The sequence below is a fragment of the Acinetobacter sp. V91_7 genome (genome assembly GCF_031799075.1).
In the GTDB taxonomy this organism is placed as follows: domain Bacteria; phylum Pseudomonadota; class Gammaproteobacteria; order Pseudomonadales; family Moraxellaceae; genus Acinetobacter; species Acinetobacter calcoaceticus.
Genome location: NZ_JAVQNT010000045.1, coordinates 14,410 through 33,871 on the forward strand (window position 1 = coordinate 14,410; position 19,462 = coordinate 33,871).

17 protein-coding genes are annotated in these 19,462 nt (G+C 39.3%); 12 read left to right on the plus strand and 5 right to left on the minus strand.

All coding sequences use genetic code 11. The features are described 5' to 3' along the window. Nucleotides 1–224 precede the first annotated feature (224 nt). The 10 genes from RMB03_RS19700 (at nt 225) to RMB03_RS19745 (ending at nt 10,224) form a co-directional block, all read left to right on the plus strand. Nucleotides 225–878, plus strand: coding sequence for an OmpA family protein (locus RMB03_RS19700; RefSeq protein ID WP_005042643.1), 654 nt, complete (start codon nt 225–227; stop codon nt 876–878). Between the two features lie 193 nt (nt 879–1,071). Beyond that, nucleotides 1,072–3,111, plus strand: coding sequence for a UvrD-helicase domain-containing protein (locus tag RMB03_RS19705; RefSeq protein ID WP_005042641.1), 2,040 nt, complete (start codon nt 1,072–1,074; stop codon nt 3,109–3,111). Between the two features lie 23 nt (nt 3,112–3,134). After that, the gene (dut, locus tag RMB03_RS19710; RefSeq protein WP_003653255.1) at nt 3,135–3,587 is read left to right on the plus strand and encodes a dUTP diphosphatase; all 453 of its coding nucleotides are present in this window, start codon (nt 3,135–3,137) and stop codon (nt 3,585–3,587) included. Nucleotides 3,588–3,786: 199 nt separating this feature from the next. Then, nucleotides 3,787–5,205 (plus strand): phosphomannomutase/phosphoglucomutase, encoded by a 1,419-nt coding sequence (locus tag RMB03_RS19715; protein ID WP_311077317.1) that lies wholly within the window; start codon nt 3,787–3,789, stop codon nt 5,203–5,205. A gap of 15 nt (nt 5,206–5,220) precedes the next feature. Next, a complete protein-coding gene (gene argB, locus RMB03_RS19720; RefSeq protein ID WP_003653251.1) occupies nt 5,221–6,126 on the plus strand; it encodes an acetylglutamate kinase in 906 nt (301 codons plus the stop codon). A gap of 122 nt (nt 6,127–6,248) precedes the next feature. Then, nucleotides 6,249–7,031 carry a GNAT family N-acetyltransferase gene (locus RMB03_RS19725; RefSeq protein ID WP_045434753.1) on the plus strand — a complete coding sequence of 261 codons (783 nt, stop codon included), beginning with the start codon at nt 6,249–6,251 and terminating at the stop codon, nt 7,029–7,031. Between the two features lie 107 nt (nt 7,032–7,138). Continuing rightward, nucleotides 7,139–7,987 (plus strand): class II glutamine amidotransferase, encoded by an 849-nt coding sequence (locus tag RMB03_RS19730; protein ID WP_311077318.1) that lies wholly within the window; start codon nt 7,139–7,141, stop codon nt 7,985–7,987. A 251-nt stretch (nt 7,988–8,238) separates the two neighbouring features. Then, the gene (locus RMB03_RS19735; protein WP_017388663.1) at nt 8,239–8,694 is read left to right on the plus strand and encodes a bacteriohemerythrin; all 456 of its coding nucleotides are present in this window, start codon (nt 8,239–8,241) and stop codon (nt 8,692–8,694) included. Nucleotides 8,695–8,845: 151 nt separating this feature from the next. Beyond that, nucleotides 8,846–9,913, plus strand: coding sequence for a hypothetical protein (locus tag RMB03_RS19740; protein ID WP_005042638.1), 1,068 nt, complete (start codon nt 8,846–8,848; stop codon nt 9,911–9,913). Then, complete coding sequence (locus RMB03_RS19745; RefSeq protein ID WP_132072003.1) at nt 9,913–10,224, plus strand: RnfH family protein; 312 nt, start codon at nt 9,913–9,915, stop codon at nt 10,222–10,224. The genes RMB03_RS19740 and RMB03_RS19745 overlap by 1 nt, the downstream gene beginning before the upstream one ends. A 67-nt stretch (nt 10,225–10,291) precedes the next feature. Here RMB03_RS19745 and RMB03_RS19750 read toward each other — a convergent pair whose 3' ends face one another. Next, complete coding sequence (locus RMB03_RS19750) at nt 10,292–10,690, minus strand: outer membrane protein assembly factor BamE (protein WP_003653245.1); 399 nt, start codon at nt 10,688–10,690, stop codon at nt 10,292–10,294. Between the two features lie 111 nt (nt 10,691–10,801). Here RMB03_RS19750 and fur point away from each other — a divergent pair, with 111 nt between their 5' ends. After that, on the plus strand, nt 10,802–11,239 hold the full coding sequence (fur, locus tag RMB03_RS19755) for a ferric iron uptake transcriptional regulator (RefSeq protein ID WP_003653242.1): 438 nt from the start codon (nt 10,802–10,804) through the stop codon (nt 11,237–11,239). A gap of 69 nt (nt 11,240–11,308) precedes the next feature. Here the strand turns inward: fur and RMB03_RS19760 are convergent, their stop codons facing one another. After that, nucleotides 11,309–12,427 (minus strand): PilT/PilU family type 4a pilus ATPase, encoded by a 1,119-nt coding sequence (locus tag RMB03_RS19760; protein WP_311077319.1) that lies wholly within the window; start codon nt 12,425–12,427, stop codon nt 11,309–11,311. Between the two features lie 19 nt (nt 12,428–12,446). After that, nucleotides 12,447–13,484, minus strand: coding sequence for a type IV pilus twitching motility protein PilT (locus RMB03_RS19765; protein ID WP_311077320.1), 1,038 nt, complete (start codon nt 13,482–13,484; stop codon nt 12,447–12,449). Nucleotides 13,485–13,610: 126 nt separating this feature from the next. Between RMB03_RS19765 and RMB03_RS19770 the strand changes: the two genes are divergently transcribed. Beyond that, nucleotides 13,611–14,303 carry a YggS family pyridoxal phosphate-dependent enzyme gene (locus tag RMB03_RS19770; RefSeq protein WP_311077321.1) on the plus strand — a complete coding sequence of 231 codons (693 nt, stop codon included), beginning with the start codon at nt 13,611–13,613 and terminating at the stop codon, nt 14,301–14,303. A gap of 200 nt (nt 14,304–14,503) precedes the next feature. Here RMB03_RS19770 and RMB03_RS19775 read toward each other — a convergent pair whose 3' ends face one another. Further along, complete coding sequence (locus RMB03_RS19775) at nt 14,504–18,100, minus strand: SbcC/MukB-like Walker B domain-containing protein (RefSeq protein WP_311077322.1); 3,597 nt, start codon at nt 18,098–18,100, stop codon at nt 14,504–14,506. 9 nt (nt 18,101–18,109) lie between these two features. Continuing rightward, nucleotides 18,110–19,378, minus strand: a complete 1,269-nt coding sequence (locus RMB03_RS19780) for an exonuclease SbcCD subunit D C-terminal domain-containing protein (RefSeq protein WP_311077323.1) — start codon at nt 19,376–19,378, stop codon at nt 18,110–18,112. Nucleotides 19,379–19,462 lie beyond the last annotated feature (84 nt).

The window sequence follows — 19,462 nt, forward strand, 5'->3', positions numbered from 1 at the left end:
AATCCATAGAAAAGTTGTTTAACTATAACTATCGTAATATGAAATACAACGACATCTTAGACAACAATGAAGAAATTGTGATGAGCTAGCATCTGAAAGTGCATCAAAATATTACAAAAAAGTAACTAAAGTGTTTATTATTAACAAAATATCAATGTTTTATACTTCGTTTTTGTTTCATTATTCATCCAGACAACAAAACACACAAAGTGAGGAGGCATGCAATGCGTGCATTAGTTATTTCAACAGTGGTAGGGGCAGCAGTAGTACTATCTGGTTGTCAAACAACTGGTAATAATCTTGGTGGCGTTGAATACGATAAAGCCGCATTAGGTACTTTAATTGGAGCAGCAGCTGGCTACGGTATTTCTAAGTCAAATGCAAACTCAAGCCGTCAAAATAACCGTGCTGCAGCAATCGGTGCAGTTCTTGGTGCCGCTGGTGGTGTATACCTTGACCAGAAAGAGAAAAAATTACGTCAACAAATGGCAGGTACTGGCGTAGACGTTGGCCGTAATCCAGATGGTTCTGTTCAATTGATTATGCCTGGTAGCATTACTTTTGATACAAACAAATCAAACATCAAACCAAACTTCTATTCAACTTTAGACAAAGTAGCTCAAACATTGGCTGAAGATAACAAGAGCGCGATTTTGGTTACTGGTTATACTGATAACACTGGTAATGACTCTATCAACATTCCGTTATCTCAATCACGTGCACAATCAGTTAAAAACTATTTAGCTGGTAAAGGCCTTTCATCTAGCCGTATCGATGCACAAGGTTATGGTTCTTCTAACCCGATCGCAGATAACTCAACTGCATCTGGCCGTGAACAAAACCGCCGTGTAGAAATCAGCATTTATGCAAAACAATAAGATTTAATTTATTGTGTTAAAAACCACCCTCGGGTGGTTTTTTTATGGGCTCTGAATAATAAATAACCACGACAAACCGCGGCGCATAAATTGCATTATTAGACATCATTTATACATATCCGTAGATTTACTATTGGGATTCTAAAACAGAGATGACTATAATCATGCTCGAAAAATTAAGAGGTAATACGCGATGTCATCTGCCAGTCAATTGAACAACAAGCAAGAAGAAGCCATGAAATATACTCAGGGCCCTTTATTGGTGCTTGCTGGCGCTGGTTCAGGTAAAACATCGGTAATTACTCGTAAAATTGCCTATTTGGTGCAGCATTGCCGTATTCCAGCGCATCGTATAACCGCGATGACCTTCACAAACAAAGCTGCACGTGAAATGAAAGAGCGTGTGACCAAGCTTTTGTCACGTGAAGAATCAAAAGGCTTATCGGTTTCCACTTTCCATACTTTTGGTTTAAACCTTTTACGTTTAGAACTTAAAAATTTACCTTTAAAAGCTAATTTTTCGATTTTAGATGCAGATGACTGTAAACGTATTTTGATGGATCTGATGCATCGCGACAATTTGTCGGGTGCAGAAAGTAAAGAATTAATTGCCAAGGCAATGAAGAAAATTTCAGATTGGAAAAATGATCTGATCGTGCCAGAGCAAGCACATTCGACTTGTGAAACACCTGAAGATGTACAGTTTGCGCATCTTTACCAACTGTATGAACGTAATTTACGTGCTTACAACGCTGTTGATTTTGATGACTTGATTGTTATGCCAACGCGCTTATTGCAAGAAAATGCAGAAGTACGTGATAAATGGCAAAACCGTGTTCGCTATTTATTGGTCGATGAATATCAAGATACCAACACAGCTCAGTATATTTTGGTCAAACTTTTAGTTGGGGTAATGGGGCAGTTCACTGCGGTAGGTGACGATGACCAGTCGATCTATGCATGGCGCGGTGCTAAGCCTGAAAATATGGCTTTGCTGAAGCAGGACTTCCCAAATTTACATATTATTAAACTTGAACAGAACTATCGTTCAACCAGCCGTATTTTAAAAGCTGCCAACTGTGTGATTCAAAATAACCCGCATATTTTTGATAAGAAATTGTGGAGTGATAAGGGGCATGGGGAAGTCATCAGAATCATTACTTGTCGTAATGATGATGATGAAGCAGAGCGCGTGGTAAAAGACTTACTGACTCACAAGCTGATGAACGGTAAAAACTGGAAAGATTATGCAGTTTTATACCGCGGTAACTTTCAGGCGCGTGTATTAGAAACCCAGCTTCGCCAAATGCAGATTCCTTACAAGCTATCTGGCGGTACATCTTTCTTTGCTCGTGCAGAAATTAAAGATGTAATGAGTTACTTGCGTCTTATTATTAATCCTGAAGATGATAGTGCGTTCTTACGTATTATTAATACACCTAAACGCGCCATTGGGCCGGTTACTCTTGAGAAGTTAGGTTTATTCTCACAAGAAAATAATTTGTCTTTACTTGGTGCTTCTGCTGACCAGCGTTTAAGCATGGTGCTTCCTAAAAAAGCCGAAACTCAACTTCATGAGTTTGCCGACTTTATTGCGACGTTTACTCGTGAATTGCTTGAAGATGATGAGCCTGTGCCTAAAGTTCGTCAAATGATGAATGAAGCTGGCTATATGGATTATGTTCGTGAACAGTCTGCAACACCTGCACAAGAGAAAAGTAAGCTCGATAATATCGAGAACTTATTTAACAGTATTCAAAACCTGATTAATCGCGCAGAAGATGTTGATGAAAAGAACATTGAAAGTGTAATCCGAAAACTGGTTCTACTTGATCTGTTAGAACAGCAGCAGGAAGAAGAAGATACAGACAAAGTCAACTTACTTACTTTGCATGCTGCAAAAGGTTTGGAATTCCCATATGTTTATATTATGGGACTTGAAGAAGAACTTTTACCCCATAAAAACTCAATTGCAGCAGAAACCATTGAAGAAGAACGCCGTCTTATGTACGTGGGAATTACCCGCGCACGTCAAGGTTTAACCTTAACTTTGGCAGAGCAGCGTAAAAATGGCGGGCAGATGAGACAGATGACCCCAAGCCGTTTCCTTGATGAACTTCCTCAAGATGAGTTGGAGTGGTTAGGGCGCAAAAAGAAAATTGCGGCTAATGTTGACCCTAAAGAACAGGCTCAACAATATCTGGCAAATTTAAAAGCTTTATTAAAGCGTTAATTTTTTAATTTTTAGGAAATCCCATGAAAGTTCAAGTGAAATTGCTCGATCCGCGTTTAGGTAAAGAATGGCCTTTACCTTCATATGCAACAGCAGGTTCAGCGGGTTTAGATTTACGTGCCTGCGTCGATGAAGCAATTGACATTGAACCAGGACAAACTGTTTTAGTGAAAACAGGTATGGCAATTTATATTCATGATGTAAATTTTGCTGGTTTAATTTTACCGCGTTCAGGTTTAGGCCATAAACACGGTATCGTGCTTGGCAATTTAGTTGGTTTGATTGATTCGGATTATCAAGGTGAATTGATGGTTTCAGTTTGGAACCGTGGTCAAACCACATTTCGTCTAGAACCAGGTGAGCGCCTAGCACAATACGTTTTAGTTCCAGTTGTTCAAGCTGAATTTGAACAAGTGGAAGAATTTGAAGAAACTTTACGTGGCGCTGGTGGCTTTGGTCACACAGGTAAACAATAAGTTTTTTGAAAATATTAACGAAAATCAAACGCCTGTTGAACAGGCGTTTCTTTTTACATCTTGAATGTTACACTGGATTATATTACAACACGCTTTACTCATATTCTTTTAACTTTTTTAGCAAACAAACCCTTCAAAAATTTTGAATAATCTATGTTTTTGCGATAGATCGAATTGATCTTTAAATAGAAGATACGCTATGAATGTAAGACACTCATTTCCAAAAAGTATTTTTCGTGCTTACGATATTAGAGGCAAACTTTCTTACTTGACCACGGACGTTGTTCGTTCGATTGCCTACGGATTGGCACAACAATACAAACAAGCAAAACAAACTCAATTAGTGATTGGCTATGATGCCCGTCTCACAAGTCCAGCCTATGCACACTTAATTGAAGAAATTTTAATAGAACAGGGTTTAGTGGTCACAAACATTGGTTGTTGTTCATCACCAATGATGTATTACATTGCGCGAGATTTTGGTGGCAATGGCATTATGGTGACTGCAAGCCATAACCCAAAGTCCGATAATGGTATTAAGTGGATTTTAAAAGGCGAACCGCCGTCTCCAGAAATGATTCAGCAGGTTGGTGATGAAGCTCAAACTTATATACCAGCCCATTCAATTTCTGTTCTTGAGTTAACGGGGGCTCAATTTAAAACTGAGTTTTGCCAAAAATACCAGCAAGCCATTTTTAAAGATATTCAGTTAAAACGTCCTTTAAAAGTTGTTTTAGATGGTTTACATGGCTCTGCTGGACACTGCTCAAAAATAATATTGGAAAAAATGGGCTGCGAAGTGATTGCTTTACGAACCAATCCAAATGGAGAGTTTCCAGACCATGCACCTGATCCTTCACATGCAGCACATTTAAGTGATTTACGAAAAGCAATTATTGAGCAACAAGCAGATATAGGCATTGCTTTGGATGGTGATGGTGACCGTGTCGTTTTAGTAGATGCAAAAGCCCAGATATTGACCGCAGACCGATTGTTGTCACTTTTTGCACAAATGTGTCTAGAGCAGCACCCAGAGCAAGAAATCGTTTTTGATGTGAAATGTTCACGCATGGTTCAAAAAACGGTCGAACAACTCGGCGGAAAAGCAAAAATGATCCGTACGGGAAGTAGTTTTTTACGGGCTTATTTATCTCAGTCGAATGGACGCGCCATTTTTGGTGGAGAATATGCAGGCCACTATGTTTTTAATGATGGGCGTGGTTTTGGCTATGACGACGGTTTATATGCTGCATTACGTGTAATGGAATATTTTACCCAATCTGATGCTACAACAATTTCCGAATTGTTTGCTCCTTATCCAGAAAGATGTTGTACAGAAGATACCTATATTGGTACGTATCAGTCCGATCCAAAGTATGTATTACAAGATATTGAAATTTTAAGTCATCGTTTAGGTGCTCGTATCAGTAAAATCGATGGCGTACGTCTTGATTTTGATGATGGTTTTGGCATTATTCGAGCATCAAATACTGGTGAATATTTTACAGTAAGATTTGACGCAGATAATCCTTTAAGATTAAAGGAAATCCAGCAAAAATTTGTAGATATGTTGCAAGAGCACTATCCGCAAATTGCACAAGAACTTTCAGAGGCCTAAGTAAGGAGAGGCGTAATGCCCCAACATCAGCATATCGGTGTCGACAAAGCAAAAATCTTGATTGAAGCTTTGCCGTATATTCAACGTTTTACTGGTAAAACGCTGGTGGTGAAATACGGTGGCAACGCGATGACTGATCCGGAGCTAGAAAGTTCATTTGCCCGAGATATCGTTTTACTTAAAACGGTAGGGTTAAATCCGATTGTTGTTCACGGTGGTGGGCCACAAGTAGACTCATTTTTAAAGCAGTTAGGTCGTGAGTCTGACCGTATTGACGGTATGCGTGTAACCGATGCTGCAACCATGGAAGTGGTTGAAATGGTATTAGGTGGTAGCGTAAATAAATCGATTGTTAACCTGATTAATAAACATGGTGGCCGTGCTATTGGTTTAACAGGTAAAGATGGTAATTTACTTCGTGCTCGTAAATTACTTATGGAAAAGCAAGAAGAAGACGGTTCTATCAAACATATTGATTTAGGTATGGTTGGTGAAGTAACTGGCGTTAAAACTGATGTGCTTGAAATGTTTACCCAAAGTGACTTTATTCCAGTTATTGCGCCATTAGGCGTAGATGAAGAAGGCAATACTTATAATATTAATGCCGATTTAGTGGCTGGTAAGGTGGCAGAAGCATTAGGTGCTGAAAAATTAATCTTGCTCACAAACATTAGTGGCGTGCTGGATGAAAACAAAAATCTGTTAACTGGCCTCACTACGCAAGAAGTTGATCGTCTCATTGAAACAGGCGTGATCTATGGCGGTATGATTCCTAAGGTAGGTTGTGCACTTGATGCTGTTAAAGGTGGCGTTGTTAGTGCGCATATTGTTGATGGTCGCGTACCACATGCAACATTACTTGAGATCTTTACTGATCATGGGGTTGGAACACTGATTTCTAATCGCGCAAAAACTGCTTAATAAAACTGTTATTCTCAATAAAAAGATCACTCTAGGTGGTCTTTTTTTATACCATTTTAATTTGGTCATTTTTTTGTCATGAGCTTTGACTAGTGTAAGGGGTGTCACTAGGAGCGTTCATTATGCTGGAAAAATTTAATCAATATCGCCAAACCTGGACTTTACCTTTAAATCGTCATAAAGCAATAAATCAAACGCAATTTCGTTTTGAGTGGGTTGATAATTTAAAAGAATTACAAGATGTACAACGATTTCGTGCACAACAATTTAGCCAACAATTTGGAATTCATTTTGAAGATAACTTAGATCAAGACATTTATGATTTTGGTTGCGAGCATGCAGTCTTACGTGAAAAGTGGACTGGAGAAATTGTAGCGTATACCCGTCTAAAATTATTTCAAGGTCATGAGATCGCACAAAGCTACAGCGCACATGAGTTTGATATTGTTCCTCAGTTATCGCACCTTCCTAATGTGTTAGAAATAGGGCGTACCTGTGTCCATCCTCGCTTTCGTAATGGTAAAGCGTTATCGATGCTGTGGTTGAACCTTGCACCCAAAGTGCTATGGTCAATGCGTGCTAAATATTTGATGGGCTGTGTCAGTATTCATCTGCAAGATAATTTGGCTAGAGCGTACTATACGCATCGCCAGATTCAGCAATTATCTGAAAGCAAAACAATTGATATTCGTTCGAAAAAAATCTATGAACCTGAATATCCTGAGTTCAGTTTCCCACAAGATGAGCGTATGCCAAAACTGTTCCAAATGTATTTGAGCATGCAGTCAAAACTATCGAAACAGGCATTTTTTGATGAAGAATTTAACTGTCTAGATTATTTTGTATTTCTGGAAGTGAATAAAGTAGCGACTTCATTTGTTATGAATAAAATGGGGCAGCGTTAATAATATGTCTTATTTTCTAATAGCCAGCACATATTGAGATTTGCAAGCAATTTTACTCTCATGCACAATAGAGTATATGAGGTAATTAGAAGTAGTTTAAAAGCGATATGTGCCAGCTATTAGGAATGAATTGTGCAACACCAACGGATATCACTTTTTCTTTCCGTGGTTTTTCACAGCGTGCAGGAATTACCTCAGATCATAGTGATGGATTTGGTATTGCATTTTTCGAAGACAAAGCTTGCCGACTATTTGTCGATAACCAGTCGGCAGTTGAATCTCCAATTGCCGATCTTATCCGTAATTATCCTATTAAATCGCGTAACGTGATCGCGCATATCCGTAAAGCAACTCAAGGTAAAATTACTTTAGAGAATTCTCATCCTTTTATTAGAGAGTTGTGGGGCCGTCATTGGATTTTTGCCCATAATGGTGATTTACATGATTTTAACCCACCACTAAGTGGACGTTTTACCCCTGTGGGTAATACAGACAGTGAACGTGCATTTTGTTATTTGCTTGATCAACTGGTTGAAGCTTTCGGTTATGAAGAACCGAGTCTTGATGAGATATTTGAAGTATTAGAAAAAATTTCTCCACAAATTGCTGAATACGGCACATTTAATTATTGTTTGTCGAATGGGAAGGCATTATTTAGTTACGCGATAACTAAATTACATTGGTTGGTTCGAGAATATCCATTTAATCAGGCTCATTTAATTGACTTAGATGTTGAGGTTGATTTTAGTCAGGTCACTACACCTGAAGATCGTGTGGCAGTTATAACGACAGAACCTTTAACACATAATGAAAACTGGACCGCTTATCAACCAGGTGAAATGATTTTATTTCAACATGGTAAGCCGATTAAAAAAGCAATTACTCAGGTAGAAAGATTAAAACGTGAGCAGGAAAATCCAGAGCTTAAACGTATTACTCGTGCGGATCAGTATTAATATAAAGTATATTTAAAATGTATGAATAGAGATATTTATATATATTTCACATTTAATAGTAAGGTATTTTGTTTAAAAAATACTTTATTATTTTAGTTGGTTAATTTTTTTAAAAACAAATAAAAACAATGACTTGATTTAAATATAATTTTTATATGATAAAGCCGACAAAATAGCTTTGTTTTTATTTATATTCTTTAAATATATCATGAGGTTTATGCAACAGTCATTGAACATCATTGGGGAGATGTATGAAAATGAAATGGGCTTCAGAATATAATACGGGTATCGAGGTTATTGATGAACAACATAAACGAATACTTGATTATATTAATGAAATTGATGATGTAAAAGATGATGAAGATAGACGTCGTATTAAAGACGTTTTAGACAACATTATTGATTATACGCAATCACATTTTACTTTCGAAGAAAGTTTGCAAGAGGAAGCTGATTATAAATATCGTGTACCACATAAACGTGTTCATGATTTATTTATTAAAAAAATAGAGTTATATCGTGAGCGTTTTGAAATGGGACATACTGTTGAAAAAGAGCTACAAGAAATTTTAGCAAAATGGTTAATCAACCATATTCAACATGACGATGCCGATTATGTGGGGGCAGTAAAAGAAAACATGATGGGAATTATTAGAGAAAAAGAAAAGAAGAAAGGGAAAAACTGGTTTGCTCGGTTTTTCGCATAACTTAAATAACAAAACTTATAATTTTAGTTAGCGCAGCAAACTATCGTTTCGGTAGTTTGCTTTTTTTATTGAGCAAACTTTGATTTTCAGGCATGAGACGGGCAAAATATCTATAGTCTTTTTCAAGGAATGCATAATGCAGGACATACCTATGTCACGATGGTTATCGCCCCTGATGGCGTTTTGCTTATCTTTCATCATTATGGCGACATTGGCACCCGCTATGGGAATCCAGATTGATCGTCAAATCGATTTCTGGTTATTGTGGTTAGGCACAATGCTGTTATTGGCTCTGCCAGTTTGTTATTTGGAAATTGCCTTAGCAAAACGGTCGAAGACTACTGCCTTAAATGCTTTATCAAGCTTAACTCGTGAAGCAGATAGTTCACCAAAATGGCGTTTGGCTGGTTGGCTTGCGGTTATTTTTATTCCATTTTTAGCAGGGAATGTACTGAGTACTGCTGGCAACTTACTGACAGCACAGCTCAATAATAGTGTTTCTGGGCAAATTGTTTTTGCTGGCCTTGCGGTTGTGGCTTTAATTTTATCTTTTATTCCGCGTCAGATTTTAATCGTGCTAATGACAGTCGGCGTAATCGCTTCTCTTGTTTTAGCTAATACAATGGGAACGACTTTACAGCCTTGGCATTGGACAAATGTTGAGTTTAAAGAATGGGGTAATGCGACCGTACTTGCACTTGTTGCAAGTGGTTTAGGCTTAGGACTTTACTGGCAAAATAGCTTGTCTGTAATTCACTCTCAAGAAGGTGCCACAAAAACTGCACTTCCAATCTGGTTGGCTCAGTTAATTGCTGTCGTTGCGTTTGGTTTCTTTTCTCTTCAAGCACAGCTTCCTGTTTTTACCTGGATTTTTACTGCGGTAATGACAACAGCTCTGTTTATTCAACTTGCCAAAGAACAGCTTGCTCAACGTCAACTGATGTACGTTTTACAATGGGTCGTCATTATTTTGGCAATTGCAGTTTGGGCCGTGCCTGAACTTCATGGCATCTTTACGTTGATTTTGATGCTTTGGGGATTACTCATTTGCCTTATCTATGCAATTTTTGCTGGTTGGATTATGAAAATTAGCCACTTGCGTAAATCGATGAATTTTAGCAATGAGTTGTTCTATAACTTGTGGCGTATTGCAGTGCGTATTGTTTTACCGCTTTCAATTGTCATTGCCATGATTGCAGTCATTGGACAAATGATCTGATGGAAAAAGCTCAGCAAGTGTGGGTTGCTTTTGCAGCCCCAGAGCAACAGTTTTTAGTTGCTATTCCATTTGAAGCTGGTATGACTGCATTACAAGCGGTTGAGGCAAGTGGTTTGCAGACACTGGTAAGTTTGCCTGAGCCATTACAACTTGGCATCTTTGGTGCAAAAGTTGAGGCACATGCGATTTTGCAAGCAGGTGATCGGGTAGAGGTCTATAGACCTTTAACTATTAACCCTAAAGATATACGCCGTAACCGCGCCGAGAAGAATCCTGTGGGACGATATATTAAAAGTAATCGCTTAAAGTAATAAGTCCCATAAATAAAACCCCTCGAAGTATTTCACTTGAGGGGTTTATTTTTATTAGAAAAAACGATTATAGTGGTGGGGCAGTTAAAATCGCTTCTTTAGAAGCAGGTAAACCTGGTTGCGATTCTGGAATAGTTTCTAAACCTTCAATTTTAGTTACTGTGCCAGTGCCATCAAAGTAAATTTTTAAATGCTGACCATGTGCTGCGGGGATTTTTGCCTTTTTAGCATAAGTTCCCGGGATATAGTTGTAAATGTAGTCCCAGCGTTGAGGATTGAGGGGATCAGTCACAGTTGGACTACCAAGCAAAAAACGCACTTGCTGGAAATTCATGCCGACTTGTACTTGAGAGGCCTGAGCTTTGGTCAAAGGAGTCCCTTGAGGAATATCAACCTTATATACACCAAAGATTGAACAACCAGCAAGGAGTGAAGTGACTAATAACGTCAGCACGAGTTTTTGCATTTTGCTACACTATCCCAATAAATTATGATGCATTTGATCAAAGGATAGATCATACTTCATCTAAATTCTATTGCCTATTCCAACTTGAGATTTGTTGAGAGACCTTTTTTCATGCCTATTTCCAATCAAGATTTGCGCAAAGCTGGACTTAAAGTTACCCTTCCACGAATTAAGATTTTGGAATTATTAGAAAATTCAAAGCAACATCATCTTAGTGCTGAAGATATTTACAAGACTTTGTTAGAACAAGGGGAAGATGTCGGTCTTGCGACAGTTTACCGTGTGTTAACACAATTTGAAGCTGCGGGTATCATTCAGCGCCATCATTTCGAAAATAATCATTCTGTTTTCGAAATTATGCAAGAAGATCATCATGATCATTTGGTTTGCTATAATTGCAACAAAGTTATTGAATTTACTAATGATGTTATCGAGAAGGAACAGCATGCTGTAGCAGAACAACATGGGTTTACCTTAACAGGTCACTCATTAAACCTCTACGGTTACTGTAACGAACCTGAGTGTCAGGAAGTGTTGCGCAAGAAATAATCGTTTTCACATAAAGAAAACAAATAAAAAAGGAAGGTTACGTTTAACCTTCCTTTTTTTATGAAGAAATTACTGTCGGTCGAAGGTTAAATGCTGATTTGTGCCTGCAATTTGATCAGGTCCTTCTTCGGCAAGCTTAATGGTCAAACGCAAATCGTTCGGTGAGTCGGCATGTTTTAATGCATCTTTATAGGTAATTTGGCCTGCTTTATAGAGATCAAACAACGCTTGGTCAAAGGTTTGCATACCCAGTTCACGCGAACGTTTCATTAAATCTTTAATTTCATGAATTTCACCTTTACGAATGTAGTCTGAAATTAATGGCGAGTTAATCAAAATCTCAATGGCTGCACGACGTGAATTGCCATCTGGTGTTGGAATAAGTTGCTGCGCAATCATGGCCTTTAAGTTAAGCGATAAGTCCATGTAAAGCTGACTGTGGCGGTCACTTTCAAAGAAGTGAAAAATACGATCGAGCGCTTGGTTGGCGTTGTTAGCGTGCATTGTGGCTAATACAAGGTGACCTGTTTCAGCGAAGCCAATCGCGTAGTCCATGACTTCACGAGATCGAATCTCACCAATCAAGATCACATCTGGTGCTTGTCGCAAAGTATTCTTTAAGGCAATTTCAAATGAGTCTGTATCGATCCCGACTTCACGTTGAGTAATTATGCAGCCTGCATGTTCATGAATAAACTCGATTGGGTCTTCAATAGTAATGATATGACCTTTAGTATTGTGATTGCGATAGCTGATCATTGAAGCCAATGAAGTCGATTTACCAGTACCTGTTGCACCAACAAAAATAATGATGCCGCGTTTAGTCATTGATAAATCTTTAAGAACGGGCGGTAACTGCAAGTCATCAATGGAAGGAATTTTAGTTTCAATTCGGCGTAGCACCATGCCAGGCATGTCACGCTGCTGAAAAGCGCTCACACGAAAGCGGGCCGTTTTATCACGGTTCATAATGGCAAAGTTACATTCACGAGTGTCTGCAAATTCTTTGCGTTGTTTTTCGCTCATGATGGAATGTAAAAGTTGACCAATAACATCCCCAGAAAGACTATTTTTTGAAATTGGAACAATTTGCCCGTTAATTTTCATAGATGGCGCAACACCATCTGTAATAAAAAGATCGGATGATTTTTTTTCAACCATGAGGTTGAGTAGGTCATTAAAATCCATATTTATTCTCTAATTATTTTTATAGGAATGATTCAGGGTGTTTTGCAGCAGTACGTGCAGTTTGTGGGCTAATCACACCACGAGATACCAAACCTTTTAAGCTTTGGTCGAGTGTCGTCATGCCATGATTTGCACCAGTCTGAATTGATGAATACATTTGTGCGACTTTATTTTCACGAATTAAGTTACGAATGGCAGGAATACCAATCATGATTTCATGTGCTGCGACACGTCCACCGCCATTCTTTTTAAGAAGGGTTTGCGAAATAACAGCCTGTAATGATTCTGACAACATGGCACGGACCATGTCTTTTTCTTCGGCAGGGAATACGTCAATCACACGGTCAATGGTTTTTGCAGCAGAAGTCGTATGGAGCGTACCAAACACCAAGTGACCAGTTTCAGCAGCAGTAAGTGCTAAACGAATGGTTTCAAGGTCACGCATCTCACCGACCAAAATAATATCGGGGTCTTCACGCAATGCCGAGCGTAGAGCCTCATTAAAGCCATGCGTATCACGATGCACTTCACGCTGGTTAATCAAACATTTCTTCGACTGATGTACAAATTCGATTGGGTCTTCAACCGTTAAAATGTGGTCATAACGGTTTTCGTTAATGTAGTCCATCATCGCTGCAAGCGTGGTTGATTTCCCCGAACCTGTTGGACCTGTTACCAGTACAATGCCACGTGGGTAATCACAAATATCTTTAAAGATTTGCCCTAAGCCTAAATCTTCCATCGTGAGTACTTTTGATGGAATGGTACGAAACACTGCACCGGCACCGCGGTTCTGGTTAAATGCATTGACACGAAAACGCGCAACATTTGGAACTTCAAAAGAAAAGTCTGTTTCTAGCTTTTCTTCATAGTCACGGCGTTGTTTATCATTCATGATGTCATAGACCAGACGATGAACATCTTTGTGGTCTAAAGCTGGTAAGTTAATGCGACGGACTTCACCATCCACGCGAATCATTGGTGGCATGCCAGCAGATAAGTGTAAATCGGACGCGCCATTTTTCACAGAGAAAGCGAGTAGCTCTGTAATATCCATAATTTCCCCAAGTAAATCAAAATATGTCATTATTTTGTAGAATAATATACGGCTTTCACTGAGGCTTACCAACACCTCGCTTTAGGTGAAAAGCAAAAAAGTTTTTTGAAAATGAGAACCTTGTCAATGAATTACCTGCAAGATGCGCGACAGCACGTATTACAGCAAATCCAGCGTGCTTGTGAACATGCTCAGCGTGTGCCTGAAACTGTGCAACTTTTAGCCGTATCAAAAACACATCCAAGTGAAAGTTTGCGTGAAATGTATGCAGCAGGGCAAAGAGCATTTGGCGAAAACTATTTACAGGAAGCTTTGGAAAAAATTGAAGCTTTACAAGATTTAGAAATTGAATGGCACTTTATTGGTCATGTTCAGCGAAACAAGACTAAAAATTTGGCTGAAAAGTTTGATTGGGTACACGGTGTAGATCGTTTAATTATTGCTGAACGATTATCTAATCAAAGGCTTCAAGATCAATCTGACTTAAATATTTGTTTGCAAGTGAATATTGACGGGCAAGATAGTAAAGATGGTTGTGCACCAGATGAGGTTGCCGAGTTAGTTGCTCAAATTAGCCCGTTATCAAAAATCAGACTACGCGGTTTGATGGTGATTCCAGCGCCAGACAATACTGCCGCTTTTGCAGATGCTAAGCGTTTGTTTGATGAGGTAAAAGAAAAACATGCTCACCCTCAAGACTGGGATACTTTAAGCATGGGAATGTCAGGTGATTTAGAGGCTGCAATTGCTGCAGGTTCAACCATGGTCCGTGTGGGAACTGCTTTATTTGGTGCTAGAGACTATTCGCAAAAAAGATGATGTACGCTATTTCGTACGTTCATTGCGTCCTTTTGCGGCTATGGCGGGAAGTGGTTTTCACTTATTATGAATTCATCAGGAGACAGGATGTTTCTAAGAATAACAATAAACAGTGATGAATGGATGCATACAGGTACGACAGGAGTTATACCAACGCAGATTCTAAAAAAGCCCCGACAGGATGTCGGGGCTTTTTAGTTTTAACCAATGACCTCGATGGTACTTGCGCCAGCACCAAGTGGCTTCACTTGAATTTGTACAGGAATACGTTCATGCATTTCTTGAATGTGCGAGATGAGAACAACCTGACGACCCTGATTTTGTAATTGATCTAAAGCATTCATCACCATATGCAAAGAAGATGCATCTAAGGTTCCAAAACCTTCATCAATAAACAGAGATTCAATTTTCATTGAACCTGAAGCCATATTGGCAATAGCTAAAGACAAGGCGAGAGCTGTCAAGAAGGATTCACCACCCGATAAAGACGAAACTGAACGCATTTCTCCGTCCATATCGTGGTCGATAATGGCAAGACTTAAAGATTGGTCGAGACGTTTTAACGTATAACGTTGAGAAAGCATCGCCAGTTGCTGATTCGCATGTTCCACTAAAATATCCAGATGATATTGCTGGGCATAGTCACGGAACTCTTTGCCTTTGGCATCGCCAATCAGACCTGAAATTTTGCTCCAGCGATGTTCTTCTTGCTGAATGTTTTGAATTTGCTGAGCGTATTGTTGCTGTTTCGCAAGATTTTGCTGGTGCAGCTCTAACTTAAGCTTGAGCTGATCACGAATTTCCAGTTGAGTTTTAAGCTCTGCAATATTGTCTTGAATGAGGGGAACGAGCTTTTCGTATTCAATATCTGGTTGAGTTTGTAAGTGATCAGTCAATTGCTCTTGCATGGTTTTAAGCGCAGAAGAGGCTTCACTGAGTAGACGTTCGGCATGATTAAGGCGGTTACGGATATCTTGCTCTTGTGCTGAATTAATCTGAATGAGCGCCGTAAAGTCCTGCGCCTGAAAATCAGAATGCTCGTTTAACCAGTTTTGAATTTGCGCATTAATCTGTTGTTGATGTTGCTCGGTGTGTTGGTGTTGATGCTTGAGTTGATCTAGCGCCTGTTTTTGTTGCTCGAAGTGCTGTCTGGTCTGTTCAAAACGTTGTTTAGACGCATGATAAGCCGTTTGTTGATGCTGACGTTTGGCATCATGCTCAATTAACCAATCATGAGGCTTAAGGTCAGAAAGGCCTGTCATTTGTTGAATAAGCGATACCGCTCTTTCATTATTTTGTTGACCCTTGAGCGTAATCTCTTTGAGATTTTGGTCGATCTCATTAATTTGTTTGGTCATTTGCTCAAGGTTGGCAGCTAACATTTTTAGTTCTTGTTGCTGCTGTTCAAAACGCTGAGCAAGCTGTTCTTGTTGTTCAAGTTGCTTAGCACGTGCATCAAGAATAGACCAAGTCTGCTTAGCCGTTTGGCTACTCGACTGCTGCCATGCGTGCTGCTCGGATTCAGATAGGCACTGAACAATATGCTGAACTTGCTGTTGCCATTGCTGTGCCGTATTGAGCAAGCTTTCACTACGCTGAACATGTTGAAGCAACTGGTTCTGCTGCTTAATCGCTTGGGTTAAACGCAAGTTTTCTGAGTCAAATGAACTTATTGCAGTTTGAGCTGCTTGTCTAAGCTCGCTAAGAGTTTGTAAGATTTGTTCTGGAGGTTGAGCAATATCAATTTGCAATTGGTTGAGACTTAATTGCTGAACAAGATCTTGCTGCAAGTTTGCTTGTTTTACATTAAGTTGAGATAAATATTTTTGAACTTGTTCAAGTTCGGCAAGACACTGGGTGAGAGCATGCTGTTGGCTTTGCCAAGCGTTAAATTTAGTTTGCTCTAGGGTTAATGCTTGCTGTTCTTGTTGCTGCTGTAAATCGAACAAGGCCTTGGAAACTGTGCTGTCATCAATACGGTAGGGGTGATGCGTGCTGCCACAGACTAAACAAGCTTCGCCTTCTTTAAGATTGGCACGTAACTGCTCAATATTCTCTGTATGTAATAAGCGTTGCTGTTGCAAAATTTGCTGTAATTTTTCACGCTCTGTTTTTGCTGTTTGATAGTCTTGATCAGCTAACTGGCAAACGGTTTTAAGCTGCTGTTCTTGAGCAGAGGTTTGGCTATGTTTTTCGGTGAATTGCTGAAGCTCAGCATATAGCTCATGATAAATTTTAACTTTTTGTTGAATGAGGTCTAGCTGAGTAATTTGAGTAACTTTTTGTTCTTTATCTTTACGCTGTTGCTCAAGTTTTACCTCAATCTGTTCAACTGTCCCCACCGGAGCCGTCAGTTGTTTAAGTTCACTTTTAGCTTCCGATAGCTTTTGACGAGCTAGAGTAGGGTTTCCAAGCTGTTGTTCAATCGCTTCGTAGTTTTGAATAAATTGCCCGAGTTGATGCAAATGCGCTGAAAGGCCTTTATCTAATACAGCATATTGCCCAGTCTGAGTAAGCTGTTGTTGCAGATGGATTTGATTTTTTTGAAGCTGCTCAATCTGTTGTTGTACCGTGTTTTGCTGTTGTTGCAACGGGCTGAGTTTCTGCTCTAGAACATTTCTTTTTTCTTTGCACTTTTTATATTCATCGGCAATAAATGTTCGCTCTTGAATAGACTGTCGAACCTGATTTAAAGCAGGTTGATGCTGTTGCTCAAAATCGAGCGTTTGTTTGAGTTCTTGCTCTGCTGATTGATATTGTTTTTGTCCAGTTTCAAAAATTTGAACCAAATCATTAAACTTAATTTGAGCTTGCTGAATTTGCGGCTCAAGTTGTTGCAAGGTTTGTAAATTTTGCGTCTGCTGAAAGACCTGTGGGCGTATTTCAGAGAAAACTTCGAGTCGTTTTAATTGCTCACGTTCACCCGCAAGTTGCTGATGCTGGTTTTGCTGGTTTTGAAACTGTTGCTGTTTAATTTGAACTTCAAGCTCAAGTTTGGCTTTACGTTCAAACCATTGTTGTTGTTTGTCTAAGACATTTTTTTGTTGTTCTAATTTTTGATAGTTCACTTGAGCTTGCTGATATTGTTCGGTAAATGCTGCGATTTCTTCATCAGATAAAATCTCAATATGACCTAAAAACTCTTCAAGCTGTTTACGCTGTTTAGCAATATCTGCTGTTTTACGAAAAGCTAGTTCACCAATTTTGGCGAAAATGCTGGAGTTTGTCAGGTACTCAAGTAACTCACCGCGTTCACTATCTCGTGCTTTTAAAAACGCCGTGACTTCTGATTGGGCAAGTAAAACAGCACGGGTAAATTGTTCAAATGAAAGCTGGGTAATTTGTTTAACTTTTTCATCCACTGCTTTGGCTTTGTCGGCAAGCACCACACCATCGGTCAGGCATTTTAAATGGCGTTGCACGCTTTGTAATTTACCATTCGGATTTTCACGCGCACGTTTAATTTCCCAGCGTGCTAAATAGCGTTTTTGATCTTGTGCAATAAAGCACAGTTCAGCAAAACCATGCCCTGTACCGCGGCGTAATACAGTTAAAGGCGAATTGGTGAGTAACTCTGAACCATCAACATCTTTTAATTTACCATCGCTGTCTTTAAGGCGAGGAACGCGATTAAACAGGGCGAGGCACATGGCATCTAAAATGGTCGACTTACCTGCACCAGTTTTTCCCACAATGGCAATTAAGCCTGCGTGAGCTAGAGGAGCGCTTTCAAAATCAATAAAGTGCTCGTCAGAAAGAGATGCCAGATTTTTTATACGAATAGATAAAATTTTCATGACATGTCCTTAAGGGGTTGCATCATTTTCAAGATTTTTTTGTGCTTCTTGTACCAGACTCAGAAAATCTTTTAAGACTGCATCATCTGCGCTGTAACCTTGTTTTTCCCAAATATTTTGAAAGAGTTTTTCTGGTGTTGGTGGTTCAAGTGCAATGTGCTGAGTGGTATCGGTGTCCGAAGCATCTTGGCTCACATATTGACGTGAAATACGCACTAAACGATAGCGGTCAGGTGGCAATGCGGCTTCAAACTGCTGACGTAAATTAGGCTGTGGTGGCGTTAAACTATAATATTCAATATCGACATATTCACGATGGTCAATATTTTCAATCACGCCGTGTGGCAAAGCTTTGAGTTGTTGCAGCACTTCGTTTAACTCACCACGAATGCGATGTAATTGGATACAACGCGGAATTTCTACAGCTTCAAATTGCAAACGGCTGTCTGTGTCTTGAGTCGGGTCAATTTTGACCTCAACCACTTGATGCTTATAGTTAATTTCACTAAAAGAAAGCGGAATGGGTGAACCGCTATAACGAATGTGTGGCTGACCTACTTTTTGTGGTTTATGTAGATGCCCTAAAGCGACATAGTCGACAGCATCTTCAAACAAAGTCGTTGAAAGCGCCTCTTCATTACCAATAATAATTGGGCGTTCAGAGTCGGATGTTTCTCCACCTTGCATATGAGCATGTGACATCAAAATAAGCGCTTGGTCTGGTGTTTTACGACGTTTAGCTTCGGCAATGAGTTGCTGGTGCAAATAAGCAATCGCATTTTTACTGTTAGTGGTATGTTCATTAAAACCCGTAATTTCGGCCGAGCGTAAAAAAGGCAGGGCAAGACACCATGCCACAATATCCTGATTTTGATTATAAATAGGTAAAAGTAGTCGATCGAGATCTAGGGTTTTATCTTCATTCCAGCGAACTACGCCCACTGTTTTTGCATTGTATTTTTCTAAAAGTGGTTCGACTTGTTCAATACGGTAACCTGAGTCATGGTTACCGGCAATCATAAGCGTTTGCATGTGCGGTGCAAGGCGATGTGCATCTGCTAAAAATTGATAGAGTTGTTTTTGTGCTTGTGAACCCGGATTAATCACATCAAAAATATCACCAGCAATGAGCAGGGCATGCGGTTGTTTTTCTTGAATTTGAGTGAGTAACCAACTTAAAAATTGTTGGTGTTCGTAGTGTCGTGAATGATTATAAAAAAACTGCCCCAAATGCCAGTCAGAAGTATGTAGAAAATGTACGGACATAGAAACAGACATCAAGCCAAAATAAACACAGATACGTTAGCATAAATTGGCAGGAGATTTTATCAAGACATTTTAAAGTGCTCGTTATTTAAGCCT